At 44.5% G+C, this 20,130-nt stretch carries 13 protein-coding genes; all 13 read right to left on the reverse strand.

Translation table 11 applies throughout. From position 1 onward, the window contains the following. Nucleotides 1-36 precede the first annotated feature (36 nt). The 13 genes from SALPA_RS02530 to pcrA all read right to left on the reverse strand — a co-directional run bounded on the left by SALPA_RS02530 (nt 37) and on the right by pcrA (nt 20,074). The gene (locus SALPA_RS02530; RefSeq protein WP_145089389.1) at nt 37-2,013 is read right to left on the reverse strand and encodes a methyl-accepting chemotaxis protein; all 1,977 of its coding nucleotides are present in this window, start codon (nt 2,011-2,013) and stop codon (nt 37-39) included. Nucleotides 2,014-2,341: 328 nt separating this feature from the next. Beyond that, the gene (locus tag SALPA_RS02535; protein WP_255450735.1) at nt 2,342-3,769 is read right to left on the reverse strand and encodes a sodium:solute symporter; all 1,428 of its coding nucleotides are present in this window, start codon (nt 3,767-3,769) and stop codon (nt 2,342-2,344) included. 166 nt (nt 3,770-3,935) lie between these two features. Beyond that, the gene (locus tag SALPA_RS02540) at nt 3,936-5,936 is read right to left on the reverse strand and encodes an FAD-dependent oxidoreductase (protein ID WP_145089392.1); all 2,001 of its coding nucleotides are present in this window, start codon (nt 5,934-5,936) and stop codon (nt 3,936-3,938) included. A 233-nt stretch (nt 5,937-6,169) separates the two neighbouring features. After that, nucleotides 6,170-7,471, reverse strand: a complete 1,302-nt coding sequence (locus SALPA_RS02545) for an MFS transporter (RefSeq protein ID WP_145089394.1) — start codon at nt 7,469-7,471, stop codon at nt 6,170-6,172. A 199-nt stretch (nt 7,472-7,670) separates the two neighbouring features. Continuing rightward, nucleotides 7,671-8,576: a 4-hydroxy-tetrahydrodipicolinate synthase gene (dapA, locus tag SALPA_RS02550; RefSeq protein WP_186450877.1), complete on the reverse strand. Its 906-nt coding sequence runs from the start codon at nt 8,574-8,576 to the stop codon at nt 7,671-7,673. A 36-nt stretch (nt 8,577-8,612) separates the two neighbouring features. Beyond that, nucleotides 8,613-9,797, reverse strand: coding sequence for an amidohydrolase family protein (locus tag SALPA_RS02555; RefSeq protein WP_145089401.1), 1,185 nt, complete (start codon nt 9,795-9,797; stop codon nt 8,613-8,615). A gap of 283 nt (nt 9,798-10,080) precedes the next feature. Next, on the reverse strand, nt 10,081-10,767 hold the full coding sequence (locus SALPA_RS02560) for a GntR family transcriptional regulator (RefSeq protein WP_145089404.1): 687 nt from the start codon (nt 10,765-10,767) through the stop codon (nt 10,081-10,083). Nucleotides 10,768-11,089: 322 nt separating this feature from the next. Further along, nucleotides 11,090-12,532, reverse strand: a complete 1,443-nt coding sequence (gene gatB / locus SALPA_RS02565) for an Asp-tRNA(Asn)/Glu-tRNA(Gln) amidotransferase subunit GatB (protein WP_145089407.1) — start codon at nt 12,530-12,532, stop codon at nt 11,090-11,092. 3 nt (nt 12,533-12,535) lie between these two features. Continuing rightward, entirely contained in the window at nt 12,536-13,996 is a 1,461-nt protein-coding gene (gatA, locus tag SALPA_RS02570) for an Asp-tRNA(Asn)/Glu-tRNA(Gln) amidotransferase subunit GatA (RefSeq protein ID WP_145089410.1), read from the reverse strand. A 19-nt stretch (nt 13,997-14,015) separates the two neighbouring features. After that, nucleotides 14,016-14,306 (reverse strand): Asp-tRNA(Asn)/Glu-tRNA(Gln) amidotransferase subunit GatC, encoded by a 291-nt coding sequence (gene gatC, locus SALPA_RS02575; protein WP_145089413.1) that lies wholly within the window; start codon nt 14,304-14,306, stop codon nt 14,016-14,018. A gap of 182 nt (nt 14,307-14,488) precedes the next feature. Further along, on the reverse strand, nt 14,489-15,406 hold the full coding sequence (locus SALPA_RS02580) for a DMT family transporter (protein ID WP_145089416.1): 918 nt from the start codon (nt 15,404-15,406) through the stop codon (nt 14,489-14,491). Between the two features lie 124 nt (nt 15,407-15,530). Then, complete coding sequence (gene ligA / locus SALPA_RS02585) at nt 15,531-17,735, reverse strand: NAD-dependent DNA ligase LigA (RefSeq protein ID WP_145089418.1); 2,205 nt, start codon at nt 17,733-17,735, stop codon at nt 15,531-15,533. A 116-nt stretch (nt 17,736-17,851) separates the two neighbouring features. Continuing rightward, complete coding sequence (pcrA, locus tag SALPA_RS02590) at nt 17,852-20,074, reverse strand: DNA helicase PcrA (protein WP_145089421.1); 2,223 nt, start codon at nt 20,072-20,074, stop codon at nt 17,852-17,854. Between the last annotated feature and the right edge of the window lie 56 nt (nt 20,075-20,130).

Consider the following 20,130-nt stretch of genomic DNA (forward strand, 5'->3'; position numbering starts at 1 on the left):
TTTGAAATGTTCTATCATAAATTCATTCTTTAAGCGTTAGAGTTTAAACGTATTAACAGCGTTTTGCAAATCCTCCGCCAATTTAGCCAAAGCTTGGCTGGAAGATGCAATTTCTTCCATTGAAGCAGATTGTTCTTCGGTGGATGCAGAAATATTCTGGGATTGACTTCCAATCTCCTGACTAGCAGCGTTTACTTCCTGCACAGCATTTAGTACTTGACCGCTAATTGCCGCCAATTGGGATAATTCCTCGGCTGTTCCTTGAGCGATTACCGCAACCTCTTTTACTTGCTCCATAATGTCAGTAAAAGCCCCACCCGCCTGATCAACTACTTCTGTACCTATTTTCACTTCTACAGTTCCTTCTTTCATTGCCAAAACGGCGGTGTCGGTTTTAGCCTGAATGTCTGTGATAAGTGAAGTTATCTGTTTCGCAGCGTTCTGGGAATCCTCTGCAAGTTTCCGTACCTCGTCGGCAACAACGGCAAATCCCCGCCCATGTTCACCTGCCCGAGCGGCTTCTATTGCGGCGTTGAGAGCTAATAGGTTAGTTTGACCTGCAATGCTCCCTATGGTTTCGACGATTCTACCTATTTCTTTGGAATGTTCACCCAGCTCACCTACAATCTTTGCCGAATTTTCTACTGTAAACTGGATCTTATCCATCTGCTTGATTGCGGTATCCACTGCCTCGTTTCCGCCGGTTGCTGCCCCGACTGCCTTTTTGACAATATGAACAGTGTCAGTAGCATTGCTCGCTCCTTGCTGGGCTCTTCCTGTTATTTGTTCGACCAGACTTAATGCCTTAGTGACAGCTATTGATTGTCTTTCTGTTCCTTGGGCAGTTTGAGCAATCGACATCGCCACTTGGTTGGCTGCCTGTGCCGATTGTTCCGCACTGGCAGTGAGTTCTTCCGATGATGCTGCAACCTGTTCCGTAGCGCCAAGAATTCGTTGGACTAATTCGCGTAAATTGTCTGTCATCTGTACGAAACTTTGTCCCAGATTGCCAATCTCATCATTAGACACAATATTGAGCTTTGTCAACCTAATATCCCCTTGCGCCACCTTATTGGCTACTGTTTCTATTTCCCGTATTGGTTTTGCAATGCGTCGCGCATACCATGCAATAAACCCTGCCACGATCACCAAAACAATAACAATCGTAAGTAACGAGATGGTCTTCAATGCTGAAACACTACCGGTAATCTCATTAACAGGCACAGTTATCCCTAACGACCAATTGACACCGGGTACGGACGCAAACGCTGTAAATTGTTCAATGTTTTGGGAGTCATAATAGAGGGTAAAACCTTTTTCTCCGTTTATCATACTTGTTATCATTTCTTTTTGTTTATCATCGGCTTTGCTATCATTCAAGCTGTTCTGTTTGAAAACGACCTCTTTATCTGGATGTATAATGAACAAGCCATCCCCCTGAATCACAAAGGCATATCCTGTTTGGCCGACCTTCAGTTCCAAAATTCGCTTAGCTAAGTCATCCATATTGATCGTCCCGTATAGTACCCCAATGATCTTCCCCTCGACTTTAACAGGTATTTCTACTGCAGTAATCATATGCCCTGTCGACTTGGAAATTATGGGGTTGGTAATTACTGTCTCTCCTTTTACGGCTCTTTGAAAAGCTTCACGGTCTGCTAAACTCCCTGTAGCGCCAGCAGAATTATAGAAAGAGCCTGACGGAACTGCAAAACCAATCGCCTCATAGACCTTATTTCCTTTTACTGCATCTGCCATATATGGCACCATCGCTTCCGGATTTCCACTGCGAACGATGGGAGCATAGGACATCATTGTTAATTCCATCTTCCGCGCTTCGAGCCAGTTACCCACATCTTCACTTGAATTATTCGCCAATACTGAAACATTTTGAGTAATGTTCTCGAACAAAAGCTCTTTAGCCTTCCAATAATTAAGTCCCCCTAAAGTAGTAAGCGCCACTAAAAAAAGAATTAGGAAAGTAGCCGTAAGCTTTACCTGTATGCTGTTCATAAGTTGCCTCCTATCTTTTCGCCTATTATCGCATACATTAATAAGTAAGCACCTCCAAATAAAATTATAAATAGCCGTCAAAAGATATACAATGTATGGCTATATCATATATTGTATTCACCAAAGATGTTAATTCTCCTGCACTATTACCATTTTTATCTATCTTTTATATAATAAGGGCCTCTTTATATCAGTTCGTTAATTGGGCTGCATTAGAAAAAAATCCGTAGACTGCAATGTCTCCGGATCATTAATGCTCAGCCGAGTCGAGAAAGACGTAGATTTTGCACATTATAGAATGGAACACTACAGCACTTTACCGATATGATCAGTTCTGTCTAATTTTTTTATGTCCCAATATCATTCCTATTATTATAATGATAGCGCTTACTCCTAAACCGATAAACAACGGGTCTATTGGTGGATTCAAAATTACCGCACCAAGTATTGCTATTACTGTACTTAAAACCATGGAAGATACTGCCCACCCGGGCGTCAGCCTGCCTGGAAAAAATATAGCTAATGTAAGCGGCAGTAGAATACCTGCCCCCCGCAAAGTCATAGACATATAATTCCAGCCTAATACCTGCGAATCTAGGTTCACTATAGCTATAATAGAAGCGACACATATCACTAGCAGTACAGTCATGCGATTAACCCACAATACGGTTTTGTTAGTTGTAATATGCAGCAAATCATAGCAAAAGTCTTTAGAAACCATTGTACCAATCCCGAGTGCCAGTCCCCCAATTGATCCAATAAGAGACAATAATATTCCCGCAATACCCACCCCGCCCAACCAAGCAGGCTGATATTGGAGCAGGTATGTTGGCAAAACTAAAATTGGTAAAACATCAGGATGCGTAGCATGCATAAACATCGCAATAGCTATAGATGGCAGACCAACAGGAATTACAACCAATGCAGCTGTAAACGCACCTATTGCTGCTGTGCGTGAATCCGAAGCAGAAAAAATGGCTTGAATATAAGTTTGTGTACAAAGAATACCAACAATAAGGGAAAAAAGGTTGCCAAGACCTGCCCAAATGCCTTTACCAAAAAGGCTAAACCATGGCTGAGCAGGAAAAATCACCTCAAAATTTTGTATCCCCTGCAGATCGACAAATGCCACCCCGCCTGCCGCAAACAATGTTATCCAGATAATGATAAGTTTCATCATTCCAGATACTCCAGCGCCTTTCATCCCGCCAAAAAAAACATAAGCAGCGACCAATATCATAAGAATCAATGCGGCTAACCATTCCGTAATCCCAAATAGCGCCGCTATAATCATGATTCCAGGCAAGCAGCTTGCTACAGCACTAAACAAAATACCAATGGATGAAACCGCACTAGCCAGAGGTCCTGCCATTTTTCCGTAATTAAGCACAAGATACTGCGGAATCGTTTCCAGCCCAGTCCTACGCAGTGGACGGGCATAAAACAATCCCATTAAAATAAATGCAATTCCTGACCCTAACGTGAACCACCACGCCGTAAATCCCAGCGTAAATGCCAATTGTGCCGTTCCTATCGTAGCACCGCCGCCAACAACCGTTCCGGCAATGCTTCCCGCAATTAACGTCACTCCTGAGGACCGTCCTGCTAAACTATATCCTTCAGCCGACTTTACTTTGCGTGCTGAATACATACCGCTCCCAATCACAACTACAATCGTAATAACCAAACTGACTAAATGTACATAAGTAAGTTCCACGTAATCACCAGCTTGCCATATTTTTGAAGTAAATTCCATCCAATTTCGTCCACGATCAATACTTCATGATTGGAGATGGTTTTATGGATTCATACTAACAGTATACTAAAATCACTTTTTATACAATCACGAAAACATTTGCTGGAACTTCCACATCCTACCTACGATTTATGCTATAATCTCTAGAACTTTCGCACACCACTTGTTAAATATTTCGCGCCACTTCAAAAGCATCCCAAATTGCATACATAATATTGGACACCTTGCGGGCATCACCCAATAGATATCGTTCCATCACATCGTTTTGAATTTCCTCATATAGGCGATTATTCGCAGTATAGCCTACAGAAAGGATCACAGAATCTGCAATAATCTCCCTCTCTAAACCATCTTTGGCAACAACCAACCCGCATTCTGTTGCTTTAACCGCTTTTGTGCTAGTAAGGATATCGACTTTATGAAACCGGAGTAAATCTTTCAACATTTCAGTATTGGCGTAGCATAACGGTGCGCCGATGCTTAAAATACTATCCATAGCTTCCACAATGGTTACCTTTTTCCCCTGCTTAGTAAGCATTAGTGCCGTCTCACAGCCCACCAGCCCACCGCCGACAATTATTGTTGAGTTTCCGACAGATTTCTTGCCTGTCAACACATCAGCCGCCACATATACCTTCTCGTTTTTTCCAAGATCGAAAACTCTTGGAAGCGAGCCTGTAGCGATAATCACCGCGTCAGCCATTGTGTCATGTACCATCGCAGCTGTGACTTCGGAATTGTAATAGATTTTTATTTTCAGTTCTTCCAGTTCTTGCTTGAACCACGCGACTAAAGCCCCATCGTCTTCCTTAAAATCAGGCGCGCCACCGGGAATCAAATTACCGCCCAATTGACCGTTTTTCTCGTACAGTTCCACTTCATGTCCGCGTTCGGCCAGCACTCGTGCAGCTTCACAGCCTGCTACCCCGCCGCCTACAACCATTACTTTTTTCTTTCTAGGTGCCGGCATTAGTACGTACTCTTTCTCCCTGCCAGCCGCCGGATTGACCGCACACGAAATGGTGAGAAAGGCTTTAAGCCTGCCCATACAAGCCTCCTGGCAGGATAAACAAGGCCGGATCTTCTCAGTTTTGCCAGTGCGAATTTTGTTAACAATATACGGGTCTGCCAAAAGCGGCCTGGCTAATCCAATCATATCAGTTTGCTTCTGCGCAATGGCTTTACTGGCTAAGTCAGGATTATCCATTCGACCGGCTGTAATAACCGGAATATTTACGACTTTCTTGAGTTCTTCATTGAATGGAAGAGCCAAACCCTTTTCCTGATACATTGGGGGATGACTCCAATACCACGCATCGTAACTGCCGACGTCGGAATCCAGCGCGTCATATCCGGCTTTTTCCAACATTCTTGCAATCTCCAGCCCTTCCGGAAGATCGCGTCCTTTTTCTAGAAATTCTTCACCGGGAACAGCGCCATGATTAAGCTCTTTGATGAAGCTTTTGGGACTGTAGCGCATAATAACCGGAAAATCGGTGCCACAAGCTTGTTTAATACCTTCTACAATCTCCACTGCAAACCGTATTCTATTTTCAATACTGCCGCCATATTCGTCGGTACGGTTGTTGAATAAGGCCATAGCAAATTGATCGATAAGGTATCCCTCATGCATTGCGTGAATCTCAACACCGTCAAACCCTGCTCGTTTAGCAATTACAGCGGCATCAATTATTTTCTGAATAATCCTCTTAACTTCTTCAGTACTCAATTCCCGGCACATCATCCCATTGACCCAGCGATGCGGAATAACGGAAGGCCCTACCGGCTCTTCCCCAGGCTTCACCCGATTGGACACCCGGCCAAAACCGCCCGATATTTGCAGGAATATTTTGGAATCATAAGCATGTACCCGTTCCGTCAAAGTTCGCGCCATACGTACAAACATAACCGGATTATCAGTCGGGCATGGCATCGCTCCCTTATTGTGCTTTTCAACTTCATTTTCCACAAAATTCATGCCTGTAATGATTAACCCTACACCACCCCTGGCGCGTTCAACATAATATTCAATACCACGTTCATTAAAAGCACCATCGCTATCGCACAATCCAGCAGGCCCCATCGGCGCCATGGCAAATCTATTCCTAATTAAACATTTGCCGATCATGATCGGCTCAAACAAGTTGCTATATTGATGTTGTTGCAATTAAATCCCTCTCTCTCTTATCTTTTATAATGACTACATCAAATAATAAACCTCCTGTTAGTACAAGGTGTGTAAAATATTAGGAACCATGTTCCAAGTCCACTTGAAGGAAGTCCCAAAATAATATCCTATCAGTAAATTTCTTGAAACATGGTTCACTACTATGTTAATTCTGAATTCAGCCGTATTACATTAATTATTTTTGAGAACAATAGCAGGTAGGAATGCAACCCTTAATATTTCTTCATGGTCATTATCCCAGCACAAACCAAACCGCCTACTGCGAACCCAACCATGCTCATTAACCCTCCAGTATAGCCACCGGTTAGGTTAATAAGAAATCCGATAAGGGTAGGCATTAAAGCTCCTACTCCGACAGATATGCCGTTCAACACTCCTGAACCCGTGCCGATTGCTTCCTGGGGAATAATTTTATTTACCAGAGACCATGTAACCGGCATCCCGCCGGCCCCAAGCATCGTGGCAATGGCGATTGCCCACGCTGCCGCTACGTTATCAGTCAATTGCGAACTTAGAAATATCCCCCCGCCATAACCAAGCATAGCAATAATCTGGAAGGGAGACCGACGACCCAGTTTATCAGATAAAGCACCAACTAGCACAACCATAACTGCTGCCCCTATCCAAGTCAGTGATGTAAAGTTTCCCATTGCCGACCAGGAAAAGCCCCGGGCAACCTTCAGATAAGACGGAAGCCAAGTTAACAACCCCCAAAAAATAGCGCACTGACAACTATAGTATGCTGTCAATATCCAGAATTCCGCATTGCCTGCTACTATTTTTAGACCCTTCTTAAACGTCATTTTTTCAACCGCAGGCCCTTGCTGTATCTGTTTTTGTTCCTGAGTAATGTAATCCAGTTCTGCCTTATTCACCCATCTCGACTGTGACGGACTATCAGGTGCAAAAAACCAAAGAACAAAAAACATGACAAGACTAGCTGCCCCTAAGGCATAAAAAGTCATGTGCCAACCCCAGTGAGTAAGAATAAATGCAAATAACGGTACAGCTATTGCTGGACCAAGTTTGGGTCCCAGCAGCCAAATCCCATTTGCTCGTCCATGCTCAGAAGACGGAAACCAATTGCTTACATATTTGGACTGCATAGGCCAGTGAATCCCTTCTCCTACACCTAGTATGACCCGTGTAAACGCAAGTACCACAAATGAGCCGGCTAACGGCCCAACAAACATAGAAATACTCCACAGAAGAATCGCCAACCCCATTATCTTACGCGGCCCAAAGATGTCTCCTAGCGAGCTAAACAAAAAACTCGACACACCATAACCAATTGTAAATATAGACATCAACAATCCCGCTTTGAGTGAATCACCTTGTATACCCATTTCTTTGAGAAAAGACGGATCAGCAATCAGAACGGCAACATTGAGTCTATCACAGTAAGAAACAGTACCAATTACAAGCAGAAGAAACGGTAATACCCATCGGTAGCGCGTAGGTTTTTCGAGGGTTGCTGTGCTACTAACATTTGCAACGTTATCATTTTCCTGCATCTCTTAATGCCCCCTTAAGTTTATGATTTTCCGAATATCTACTGATATGCTTATGCTGAGACATTTTTTTGTAAAATTCAGTCTTAATAAAACATTTTCCGATCTTATAAAATTCAGTCTTTTAAGGATATACATTATCACAAGGGGTCGTCAAGGTGAGCGAGTCTATCCTCGCTCTACCCTTGACAAATAATATTCATTACGCCTTTAGCAAACCGTACTGAATCAGAGCCTGCTTAATTTTTTCCTTCGACGCTTCAGTCAATGCACTTATCGGCGGCCTAGTACGATCAGAAGGAATTAATCCTAACATCTTCATCGCTGCTTTTACTGGTGCAGGATTTGTTTCCACAAACAATACTTCATTCACCGGCAGCATACTGTAATGTAAGTCCACTAGTTTATCAATCTCTTTGGCCTTCCAATAATCCCAAAGGGCTATTGATTCTTTTGGCAAAATGTTAGCCGTCACATTAATGTGACCCGCTCCACCGATAGCCATGACCGGATAGCACAACAGTTCAATGCCCGAGTAAACCAGAAACTCCCTGCCACAGGTATGGATTACATGGTTAATATGCTCAAAATCTTTATTAGCCTCTTTTACACCGATAATGTTTTTGCAGTCTTTGACCAACCGGGCCATTGTTTTGGGCTCAATATTTACCAATGACCGGGCTGGAATATTGTAAAGAATGACCGGAATATTCACTGAATCAGCCACTGTTTTGTACCAATCATAGATCCCCTGCTGATTTGGCCGACTGTAATAAGGACAAATCACTAATACAGCGTCAGCCCCCAATGTTTGCGCACTTTTAGTCAGATATAGCGTTTCATCAAGATTAGCCGATCCTGTGCCAGGAATAAACGGCACTCTTCCCGCTACCGTTTTAGCCGCGGTTTGCATTATTAACTCGCGCTCAGAAACACTTAATGCGCTGGGTTCGCCGGTAGTACCGGTAACCGAAATTCCATGAGCCCCTTGCTCGATCTGCCAATTTATCAGCTTGGTCAATGTATCATAATCCACCGACAAATTTTCATCAAACGGGGTGATAATTGGCGTAATTGATCCTTTTAAGCGTTCTATATTGTATTTCATCTCTTTTCTCCTCACATATCACAACTCTTATTATATTTATACATCCAAGTTATACGTAGGTTTTAAGCGTTTTCCGTTTTCTACAACCATATGACCCATTGACACTACTTCACGGATATTCAGGCTATCACGTTCTAGAACCAGTACATCAGCATCTTTCCCTACTTGAATACGTCCCTTGATATCAGCAAGCCCTAAAGCATCTGCCACATTGCTGGTAATATAAGACAGTGACTCACTTATATCCATACCCTTGGCAGTCATCTTTTTCAACTCATTGTGCAACAGGTTGAGTGGGAAGCGCTGGATGTTATCCTTTCCAAATAGAGTACTAACACCGTTACCATCAGTGCTGATACACATCAGCTTGGGATTAACCCCTTTATTCTTGAGAATATCGATGGCATCAATTACGGCTGTTGCACGCTTGTAAGCCGGCGGATAAAGAGCTGCAGTCAGTTCGAAATATCCTCCATGCTGCGCCCATTGCGGCGCTTGTTCCATTGTTACTTCATTGCGATTGGCATGCATTGGGAAAATATGTTTTATCAATACATCCGGCAAAATGTCAAAAAGCGGTTGGAATCCACTGGGTTGATCGCCCAAATGAAATTGCACAACTCCCATTTTTCCGCATATCCGACCAGCTACATGCATATCAGCCACCAGTTTGCGCAAATCGTCTGTTGAAGGCTGGGTTGATCGCTTATCAGAAATGGCCGGTTCACTAACACCAATCATTTCCGGAATTAAATACATATCTCTCCGCAGGCTGCCGGTAACCGTATTAGGTGGAAGATCCATACCACCAGCCGTGCAATATGCATTAAGATATCTCTCACGCAAACTCTTAGCCTTGGCAGTTAATCCCATTACATCACGCGTTACCGTATCAATCCCAAGTGCTCCGATAACAGTCGTAGTACCTGCTAAAAAAGCCTCCGTTGCGGTAAGTTCAGGAGCGCGGCTACCATATCCAGCGCCACCGCCACCGCCATACATATGAACATGGGCGTCAATAAAGCCAGGCACTAAAAATGCCCCATCGCAATCAACTACCTTTACCGTCGCATTATCCAATGGAAGATCGGATAACCCCTTACCCATACTGATAATTTTTCCGGCGACAATTAGGACGTCCTGCACTCCCAAAGCTTCGGGCGCAAAAACTTCCGCATTTTTTAACAGGATACTCGGCATTGATTTAATCTGTTGTTCCATATTGATCGATGACCCCCTATGATATATTTTTTCACTGGCAGATTTCTGACTTTACTTTCCCTTCCTTCTAAAATATATTATATAATTTTTTCTTTAATTCTATTTTATTTTATACTAAATCATATATTATTTCAATAGGCTTTTAAAATATTTCCGAATATTTTATTTAGCTCGAATCTTGAAAGTGATTGCCTCAACTATGCCAATGCTGATACTCTCTGCGATTTGTAAGAAAGCCCTGAAATATAATCAGCCACCGCGTTGCACGGTAGCTGATTGTATTTCAGGGCTTGTTTGTTTTTTTTAGCGACATGGCTTTTCTTTCTAGAATCGCCTTCACTGTATTCATCCGGTGTTGCCGCACAAAATACTCAATTTCTTTAGCGGGTGCTTGGTTTATAATCATTTTGAGCAATTGTTTATGCTCCTCGTTAGATGATTTTATTCGCTGAGGAACAAAGGGAAAAACTGTTTTTCTCGCATGTGTCAGTCTATTCCATTCTTCTTTAATTAAGTCCTGGAGATGAGGGTTTTTGCAATATGAAATCATTGTCGCATGAAATTTTCGGTTTAAACTTGCATATCTATCAAAATCGTAATCTTCCAAAGCAAGTCTGCTTTCCGCCAGTATTTCTTCTAGCACCGCAAAGTTTCCCGAATCCATGTATTGGCAAGCCTCTGCTGTTGCATACCCCTCCAAGATCGCCAGCACCGCCATTACATTGAAATATTCTTCTTCTTGATAAACTTGCACTACCGCCCCACAATACGGCTTATAGACAATAAGTCCGTCAGCCTCCAACTGTCGGATCGCTTCGCGTACAGGAATAGGGCTTATGCTTAATTCTGTGGCAAGTTTACTCGCTACAATCCGATACCCCGGACCATATTCCCCATCTAAAATGCGACTACGAATCACACTGAATGCGTATTCTGTTTTGTTTCCATTCTTCTTTTTATATGCGCTCATAATTGATTATTATATATTATTTTGACCAATTTACAACTTATTTTTTATCAACCCCAAACATTCTATACCATATCTTTTGTGAACCTACCGAATATACCATCACCAACCAAAACTGCTAGAGGCGTACCTGCCTTGGAGCCCGAAAGTTTAGAAAAACTGCAGATAAAAATCGCAGCCACTTATGAGTATATCTCAGTGGCTGCAATTTTTATATACACCTGTTTTATTGCGCGCTTACATTATGTGCGCTCCTACCAGCTTTCATACCATGCAAAAACAGGGCGCGAAAATCTGCGCCCTGCCTGGAAATTTATGCAACTATTTAGAGTAAGGCTAACCGCTCTTTTAATAATTTGTTCACAAGTTCCGGGTTGGCCCGGCCTTTGCTTTGCTTCATAACCTGACCAACCAGGAAGCCAATCGCTTTTTCTTTGCCTGCTTTAAAGTCGGCTACCGATTGCGGATTGGCGGCAATGGCACCGTCTACGATGGCAACAATTGCCCCTTCGTCACTAATTTGAACAAGGCCCTGTTCTTTGACAATGGCCTCAGCATCTTTGCCACTGTCCCACATGCCTTCAAATACTGTTTTGGCAATCTTGCCGGAGATGGTTCCTTTGGCAATAAGCCCAACCAGACCGGCTAGCTGCGTTGGGGTAACCGGGCACTCCTCAACTGATTTATTGGCAGCATTCAAATGCTTGGAGACCTCGCCCATTAGCCAGTTGGCAGCCGCTTTGGCATCAGCTCCAGCCTTAACGGTAGCATCATAGTAGTCAGCCATTGCCCGGCTGGCGATGATGGTTTCAGCATCATAAGCCGACAAACCATAGTCCGCCATGAACCTTACCTTACGGGCATCAGGCATTTCGGGTAAGTTAGCCCGGATGCTTTCTACCTTGTCCGGGTCAACCACAATGGGAACAAGTTCTGGCTCAGGGAAATAACGGTAGTCATGCGCTTGTTCTTTGCTACGCATGGATAATGTTACGCCCTTGCCTTCATCCCAGGAACGGGTTTCCTGAATAATATGACCGCCTTCTCCCAACACTTCTGTTTGGCGTTCTACTTCATACTCAAGACCACGCTGCACAGAGCGGAAAGAATTTAGGTTTTTCAGTTCGGCTTTAGTGCCCAAAGTCTCCGTACCCGCCGGGCGAAGGGAGATATTGGCATCGCAGCGCAAGCTGCCTTCCTCCATCTTGCAGTCAGACACATCAATATATTGCAGAATGCTCTTCATTTTTTCCAGATAGGCTTTAGCTTCTTCGGGCGACCGGAGATCAGGCTCAGACACAATTTCGATGAGCGGCACACCGGTGCGGTTGTAATCTACCAAAGCGTACTCACTATTGCTGATAGTGCCTGAATGCACTAGTTTACCGGCATCTTCTTCCATATGAACGCGAGTAATGCCAATGCGTTTGGTCTCGCCATTGACTTCAATATCCAGGTAGCCGTCAACGGCAATAGGCAAATCATATTGCGAGGTTTGGTAGTTCTTCGGCAAGTCAGGGTAATAGTAATTTTTTCGGTCAAATTTACTGAACGGTAAAATTTTGCAGTTGAGGGCGACTCCTGCGCGAATGGCAAACTCTACTACTTTTTCATTAATGACCGGCAGTACCCCGGGAAGTCCCAGACAAACCGGACACACATTGGTGTTTTGGTCTGAACCGAATTTGGTGCTGCAGCCACAGAATATTTTAGATTTAGTTTTCAGTTCTGAATGGACCTCAAGTCCAATGACTGTTTCATAGTTCATAGCTTAAACCTCCCCCAGCGGCGCAAAACGCGTATGATAATCATTAGCCTGTTCGAAGGCATAAGCCGCCTGAATAATAGTGGCTTCGGCCAGCGGTTTACCAATAATCTGCATACCAACAGGCAGTCCCGCTACAAAACCACAAGGGATGGATATCCCAGGCAGTCCAGCCAGGTTAATGGGAATGGTGCAGATATCCTGCAGATACATAGCCAGCGGATCACTAAGTTCGCCGATTTTGAAAGCTGTTGTCGGCGCTGTTGGCGTAATAAGTATATCAACTTCGGCAAAGGCTTTATCAAAGTCCTGCTTGACTAAGGTACGTACTTGCAGCGCTTTGAGATAGTAAGCATCATAATAGCCTGAGCTCAAGGCATAGGTGCCCAGCATGATGCGGCGCTTAACCTCGGGACCAAAGCCCTCGCTGCGGGTCTTTTTATACATCTCAATAATATCATTGCCTGGCGCACGATGGCCAAAGCCTACGCCATCATACCGGGCCAGGTTGGAGCTGGCTTCTGCCGGAGCAATGAGGTAATAGGCCGGCAGGGCATACTCGGTGTGCGGCAGGGAAACTTCCTTAACTTCAGCACCCATAGCGGTTAGCTGGTCAATCGCCTGTTTGATGGCAGCGGCAACTTCCGGCTGAATACCAGCGCCGAAATATTCTTTGGGCAACCCAATTTTTAGCCCCTTAACATCCTGTACCAATGCTTTGGTATAGTCAGGCGTCTCCGCATTAATGGATGTGGAATCTTTGACATCATACCCGGCAATCGCGTTAAGCACAAGGGCACTGTCAGTCACATCCCGGGTAATAGGGCCAAGCTGATCTAGTGATGAAGCGTACGCGACCAGACCATAGCGGGATACGCGGCCATAGGTTGGCTTGAGACCGACATTGCCGCAGTAGGCAGCTGGCTGACGAATAGAACCGCCGGTGTCTGAGCCAAGCGCCCAGATAGCCTGGCCTGCTGCCACTGACGTGGCCGATCCGCCGCTTGAGCCGCCAGGAACCCGCTCGGTGTCCCAAGGGTTGTGAGTAACAAAAAAACCGGAGTTCTCGGTAGAGCCGCCCATAGCAAATTCATCACAATTGGCTTTGCCTGTCAGGACAGCATCCTGAGCCGCCAGCTTGTCTACTACTGTAGCATTATAAGGCGGGACAAAGTTAGCCAATATTTTGGACGCGCAGGTAGTCTTAATGCCTTTGGTACAAATATTATCTTTCAGGGCTCCAGGGATACCAGCCAGCGGTGCAATCGCTTCGCCACGCATGATTTTGGCATCAACAGCGGTTGCCTGAGCCAGTGCGTGCTCCCTGGTCTCTGTTATGTAGGAATGTATCTGGGGTTCGACAGCGTCTGTCCGGGCAAATACGGACTTTGCCAGTTCGACGGCTGATATATCTTTTTTAACAAGCATGCCATGCAGGGCATGCACAGTGTGCTTAAATAATTCCATGGTATCAACCTCCAATCGCTTAGCCTTCCATTACTTTCGGTACCTTGAAATAGCCGTCCTCGGCCTCTGGTGCATTGGACAGGGCTAGTTCCTGCGGCAAAGAGGGTTTAACTTCATCAGGCCGCATTACGTTTTTCAGTTGCAAAACGTGAGCCGTAGGCTCAATGCCTTTTGTATCAAGCTTATTGAGGACATCAACGTATTCTAAGATGGCGTTGAGCTGGCCGGAATAAGCCTCTAATTCCTCGGCAGTCATCTCCAGACGTGACAATAGGGCCACGTTTTCAACATCTTGGCGGTTTATTTTCATAATCTCACCTTCCTAAAAGTAAAATGTGCCAATATTTTCAATAACAGATATTATATCATGCCTCAGGCTTTTGTACCAGCGCCAGAAACTTGTAATATATTATATCACACATTGGACACCACACTCTAAAAATTGGAGTGTCCCCGGATACTGTTGAAACATATACTGCTTGCAATTTCAGACTATGATCTGCTTTTGCTCCAGGATGGCGCTGACATTTTGAAGACGCCAGTCCCTAAGCTAACACCTATCATAACAAGGATAAGCGCATAAAAGTGCTGCCAGTGTAATTCCTCACCAAGAAATAAGGCCGAAGCGAAAATACCAATAAGAGGGGTAGCGTTTTGAAAGAAAGATGCCGTAGAGGCACCTACTTTTTGAATGCTCATATTCCATAATAGTGCACCCACAGCAGTACTCATCAAGCTTGAAAATAGTAATACCGCAATGGGCCAGAATCCAAGATGATCTGGATAAAGCCAAACTGAATTAGTGACTAAGCCGAGAACATCAAGGCCGATTGCCGCCATCACATGGCTGTAGGCAGTAACCACCAATGGAGAAACATAATAGGTAGCCTTTTTTACAAAAAGAGAACCAATTACAAAGGTAATTGTAGCAATACACGTGATTCCATCGCCTACAAGGCTTGCACCGGTTTGGGCTTGACCTGCTACAACGAAAAGTAAGCCACTAAAACCGAGTGCAATACCAAGTCCTTTAGCAAGGGTAAACGATTCATGTAAAAGAAAAACGGAGAAGCTTGTTGTAAACAAAGGACTTAATCCCAGTATCAGAACCGCATGAATACCACTAGTAGCACCGATTCCTATCGTCAGTGCAATTTGGTGAAGGAAGATGCAAAATACTGCAATACCAGTAATAGGTAATAAAGCTCTCTTTGGTATTTTTTGATAACCATATTGATAAAACACAATCGGCAACAATAAAGCACTTGCCAAAGTTAAGCGAATAGGCGCTAGTGCCAGTGGCGGGAAAAAATGGGTAAGATATTTTATTGAGACGGAATTAAGGCCCCAAAGAAATACTACAAGAATTAATAGCAAAAAAGCACTCTGATCGTTTGATGTTTTTTCCATAAAAGTCACTCCAATCCTATTGCACAGTGCATAAGATTAGTATATTCTAGCAAAAAAGAAATTGTTCAGGTGGGGTAGACTCCCCACCTGAACCCGCCGGTGTTTCAGCTATGCTGAAACAAGTTTACTCGATCATAGTTAGAAACTCGGCCTCAGTAATGCTCTTAATACCAAGAGATTGCGCTTTATTCATTTTATCGCCAGCACCTTCGCCAGCTAAAAGATAGGTCGTTTTCTTCGATACACTACCGGCAACGCGCCCACCGTGCTTCTGAATTAGTTGAGCCGCTTCCTCCCGGGCCAATGTTGGCAATGTCCCCGTAAGGACGAATGTTGCTCCCTCAAGGCGATTATCAATCACTTTGCCAGCAGATCTTGATTTCATAGTAACGCCAGCTTCTTCAAGACGTTCAAGAATAACTTTGGTTTGGGGCTCGGCAAAAAAATCAGTAATCGCATTGATACTTACTTCCCCAATACCTTTGATGTCTCCATTTGCCTTCAGTTCTTTCCCGACATCGCTTAGCTTCTTATTCATTTCACTAAGCAGTTCTAAGTCCTCCGGCTTTGTAGCGGTCTTCAGCGTCTTTTCAAGTTTACTGCGTTCTTTTTTTAATTGTTTTTCGCTATCTTTCAATTGTTTATATTTATCATAACTAATCTTAGCAATAGCATGGATGTCAGGAAAGTTTTCCTCTAGGATACTTCCTGTCTGCTTACCTACATTGGGTATTCCAAAACCGTTTATGAGACGCTCAAGACTTTGATCTTTTGAGCGCTCTATGGCAGAAAGCAAATTATCCGTACTGGCTGTGTAATCAGGTTCCTTCTGTTTACGTGATCCCCCATCCTTACGCGGAGCCACTTGCTTACGAGGTCGAGGAGTAATCCCACTGGCAATAAACTCATCCCGATAGTTTTTGAGATAGTATATATCGGCAATGTCCTTTATATAGCCTTTGTCCATAAGGGAATGAACGGCAGCCGGTCCCAGACCTTCTATATCCATTGCTCCTCTAGATGCAAAGTGAACAATACGTCGTGCGAGCTGCGCAGGGCAGTTAATTCCGCTACAACGGATGTCGGCTACATCTTCCCCCCGTAAAGCAGGAGCGCCGCAGACCGGGCATCTAGTGGGAATTTTAAAAGGAGTAGTACCTTCGAGACGCTGCTCCTTTATAACCCTAACAATCTCCGGAATAATTTCAGCCGCTTTACGTACGATTACTGTATCACCAATGCGTATATCCAGCCGGTCAATTTGATCCTGATTATGCAACGATGCACGAGAAACGGTTGTCCCCGCTAACCTAACAGGCTCCAAAACCGCTAAGGGAGTTAGTCTGCCGGTTCTGCCAACATTTACTTCGATAGTTAACACCTTAGTTGCCTTTTCTTCCGGAGGATACTTGTAGGCAATTGCCCATCTCGGCACTTTGGAGCTGGCACCAAGTTTCTCACGATCAGCCAGATTGTCTAATTTTACAACTGCACCGTCTATTCCAAATGGCAGCTCACCCCGGGTTTGATCGATTAAGGTGATAGCATCCCAAACGCCTTCTTCTGTAGTACTTATAAAATATTTTGGTACTGTAAACCCTTGTGTCGACAACCAGTCAAGGGTCTCAGCGTGAGAGGTAAATTCCTTTCCCTGAATTGCCTGGAGATTAAAGACAAAAATAGATAAATCCCTTTCAGCAACTACACCCGGGTCTAGCTGCCGCAGCGTGCCTGCTGCACAGTTTCTGGGATTAGCGAAGATTTTGCCCTCTATTTCTTCCTGCCGCTCGTTGACAGCCTCAAATGCAGCATTATCCATATAAACTTCGCCACGTACTTCAAGATACGGAAGTTTTTCATGAATGCTTAGCGGCACAGTATCGATCATCGTAAGGTTCTCAGTTATATCCTCCCCATAGCTTATACCATCGCCACGGGTCATACCTTCGACAAAATTCCCGTCTCTATAGCGCAGCGCCACAGAGAGACCGTCGATTTTATGTTCTACAATAAATACAGGGTTTTCAACTTCTTTTTGTATCTTTGTAATAAAGTCTGCAACTTCTTCTCTTGAGAACCGGTCATCCAGGGAAAGCATCGGCACATCGTGGGCAATCTGTTTAGCTCCTCTTTTGGCTTTTCCACCCACTCGCTTTGTCGGTGATTCTGGTGTTGCCAGCCCGGGGTATTCAAGTTCAAGGTTCTTCAATTCTCGCAGCATAATATCATACTCAAAATCGGTAATTTCCGGTGCATCTTCTTCGTAGTACTTTTTATTATGGTACTCAATCTTCTCTTTTAGCTCTTTAATACGAGCACCAATATCCATACAATAGTTCCTCCCGCTTCTTTGCTGTCTAAAACATCGGGGCTAAGCTGCAGCAAAAAGGTAGTTTTTATTAAAGAGCCTGTTTCGATATATAACAATGGCCCGGCGCGGACAAATTACACTCTGCTGATCGGTGCCATCTGGGCCACCAGTTTTTTGATACCTTCATTAGGAAAAGCAATGCTTAACTGCATATTGCTGCCGCTGCCGGTAACAGCGACAATAGTGCCTGTACCCCATTTAGCGTGATACACCTTTTCGCCTGCTTTCCAGTTGATGCTTTGCGGTTTAGCCGGATTTTGCACCATATCTTTGAGCAGCGTCAGCTCTGGTTTGTTTATCGCGCCAAGCGGCATGTTGACACTTGCCGGACGGCTGATTGGCACAGACGGTAAGGGATTAGGCCGCTTGGGTGCATACTTCTCGATAAGCTCAGGCGGAATCTCGTCAAGAAAGCGGGAGGGTGAATAGCATACAATATTACCATAAATCATGCGCTGGCGGGCATTGGATATATATAGCTTACGCTTCGCCCTGGTAATACCAACATAGCATAGGCGGCGCTCTTCCTCGACTTCATGCTCATCCATAAGGGTCCGGACATGGGGAAAGATTCCCTCTTCCAGACCAGCCAGGAATACCATGGGAAACTCCAGTCCTTTGGCCGAGTGCAAAGTCATGACCGTAACCTGATCATCCCCCTCTTCTGACTTGTCGCTATCAGTTAGCAGTGATACATGACTCAAGAAGTTTTCCAGCGTGTTATCCTCTTCATTTTCCGCGAACTTCTTGGCATCACTGACAAGCTCTTTCAGATTTTCAATGCGGTTAGGTGCCAAAGGATCGTCATCGCTTTCCAGTTCAGCTAAATATCCGGAATCACGCATTACTTTATCTACCAATTCAGCAACTGGTAACGTATTCTGGCAAGCCATCAGCGTAAAGATGAGTTCAGCCAGCTTTTCCAGCTGATGCTTGGCACGGGCGGTTAAGCCTGGCACCAAATCGGGATTGGATACAGCGTCAAACAACGGCACATTATTTTGGGCAGCATATTCGGCTAAATGTCTGATGGTGGTGTCGCCAATTCCCCGGCGCGGCACATTGATAATCCGCAGCAATCCGATAGCATCTGCCGGATTGAACAGAACCTTAATATAGGCCATAATATCTTTTATCTCTTTACGGTCATAGAACCTAAGTCCACCCACCATGGTGTAGGGAATAGCGGCATTACGCAAGGCTTCTTCCAATACCCGTGACTGAGCATTTGTACGGTACAGGATGGCTATATCTTTGTAGGGTGTACGGTAAACCGTATTGAGCTTAACAATATTATCGGCAATGTAGCGGGCTTCGTCCCGTTCATCAACCGCTAGGTAGTGGGCTATTGACTCCCCTGCCTGGTTATCTGTCCAGAGTGACTTCGGCTTGCGGTTGCTATTATTCTCGATAACCGCATTAGCAGCATCCAAAATTATTTGGGTGGAACGGTAATTTTGTTCAAGTTTAATGACCTTGGCCTCAGGGTAATCGCTTTCAAAATCCATGATATTTTTAATATCCGCCCCTCGCCAGGCATAGATGCTCTGATCAATATCGCCTACAACGCAGATGTTGCGGGACTTGGCCGCCAGTGTCCGCGCAAGCAGATACTGGGCCCGATTGGTATCCTGGTACTCGTCAATCAAAATATAGTGAAACTTATCCTGATATTTTCCCCGGACTGTGGCATTATATTCCAGAAGTTCTACTGCCAGCATCAGGAGATCATCAAAATCAAGGGCATTATTGGCTTTAAGCTTGCTCTGGTACAGTTTGTACACTTCGGCTACCCTCAGGTTATAAAAGTTGTCAGCCTGAGTGGTAAATTCCCGCACATCCTGCAGCGCGTTTTTGGCATTAGAGATAGTAGATTGCACACCATTTGGCGTAAACTGTTTTTCGTCCAGGTTAAGCTCTTTCAAACAGCCTTTAATGACTGACTGGGCATCGCTGGCATCATAGATAACAAAATTTCGGGTATAGCCGCCCAGGCTTTCGATCTCCATCCGCAAAAACTTGGCACAAAATGCGTGAAATGTACTTAGCCAAATGTCTTTGGCGACATGACCTACTATACCGGCTACCCGCTCTTTCATTTCAGCAGCCGCTTTGTTGGTAAATGTAATGGCCAGAATATTATACGGCGCCACTCCCTGGGCCAGCAGATTGGCAATCCGACTGGTTAGTACCTTAGTTTTGCCTGATCCGGCCCCGGCCATAATTAGCAGTGGTCCGTTTATATGGGCGACAGCTTCCTGCTGCGCCGGATTCAGACGCTCAAAAATATTTTGCATAGCTTCCTCCGTATGTTAAGTAGGGTAAACATGACTATTTTCTCCATATATTTGTC

It is taken from the genome of Sporomusa sp. KB1 (genome assembly GCF_007830295.1).
Taxonomy (GTDB): domain Bacteria; phylum Bacillota; class Negativicutes; order Sporomusales; family Sporomusaceae; genus Sporomusa.

Excerpts from the sequence above, each read along its gene's own strand:
- pcrA (WP_145089421.1), bottom strand. The coding sequence starts at position 20,074 with ATGCAAAATATTTTTGAGCGTCTGAATCCGGCGCAGCAGGAAGCTGTC.
- SALPA_RS02555 (WP_145089401.1), bottom strand. The coding sequence starts at position 9,797 with ATGGAACAACAGATTAAATCAATGCCGAGTATCCTGTTAAAAAATGCG.
- gatC (WP_145089413.1), bottom strand. The coding sequence starts at position 14,306 with ATGAAAATAAACCGCCAAGATGTTGAAAACGTGGCCCTATTGTCACGT.
- SALPA_RS02530 (WP_145089389.1), bottom strand. The coding sequence starts at position 2,013 with ATGAACAGCATACAGGTAAAGCTTACGGCTACTTTCCTAATTCTTTTT.
- dapA (WP_186450877.1), bottom strand. The coding sequence starts at position 8,576 with ATGAAATACAATATAGAACGCTTAAAAGGATCAATTACGCCAATTATC.
- SALPA_RS02560 (WP_145089404.1), bottom strand. The coding sequence starts at position 10,767 with ATGAGCGCATATAAAAAGAAGAATGGAAACAAAACAGAATACGCATTC.
- gatA (WP_145089410.1), bottom strand. The coding sequence starts at position 13,996 with ATGGAATTATTTAAGCACACTGTGCATGCCCTGCATGGCATGCTTGTT.
- SALPA_RS02545 (WP_145089394.1), bottom strand. The coding sequence starts at position 7,471 with ATGCAGGAAAATGATAACGTTGCAAATGTTAGTAGCACAGCAACCCTC.
- SALPA_RS02535 (WP_255450735.1), bottom strand. The coding sequence starts at position 3,769 with ATGGAATTTACTTCAAAAATATGGCAAGCTGGTGATTACGTGGAACTT.
- ligA (WP_145089418.1), bottom strand. The coding sequence starts at position 17,735 with ATGGATATTGGTGCTCGTATTAAAGAGCTAAAAGAGAAGATTGAGTAC.
- gatB (WP_145089407.1), bottom strand. The coding sequence starts at position 12,532 with ATGAACTATGAAACAGTCATTGGACTTGAGGTCCATTCAGAACTGAAA.
- SALPA_RS02580 (WP_145089416.1), bottom strand. The coding sequence starts at position 15,406 with ATGGAAAAAACATCAAACGATCAGAGTGCTTTTTTGCTATTAATTCTT.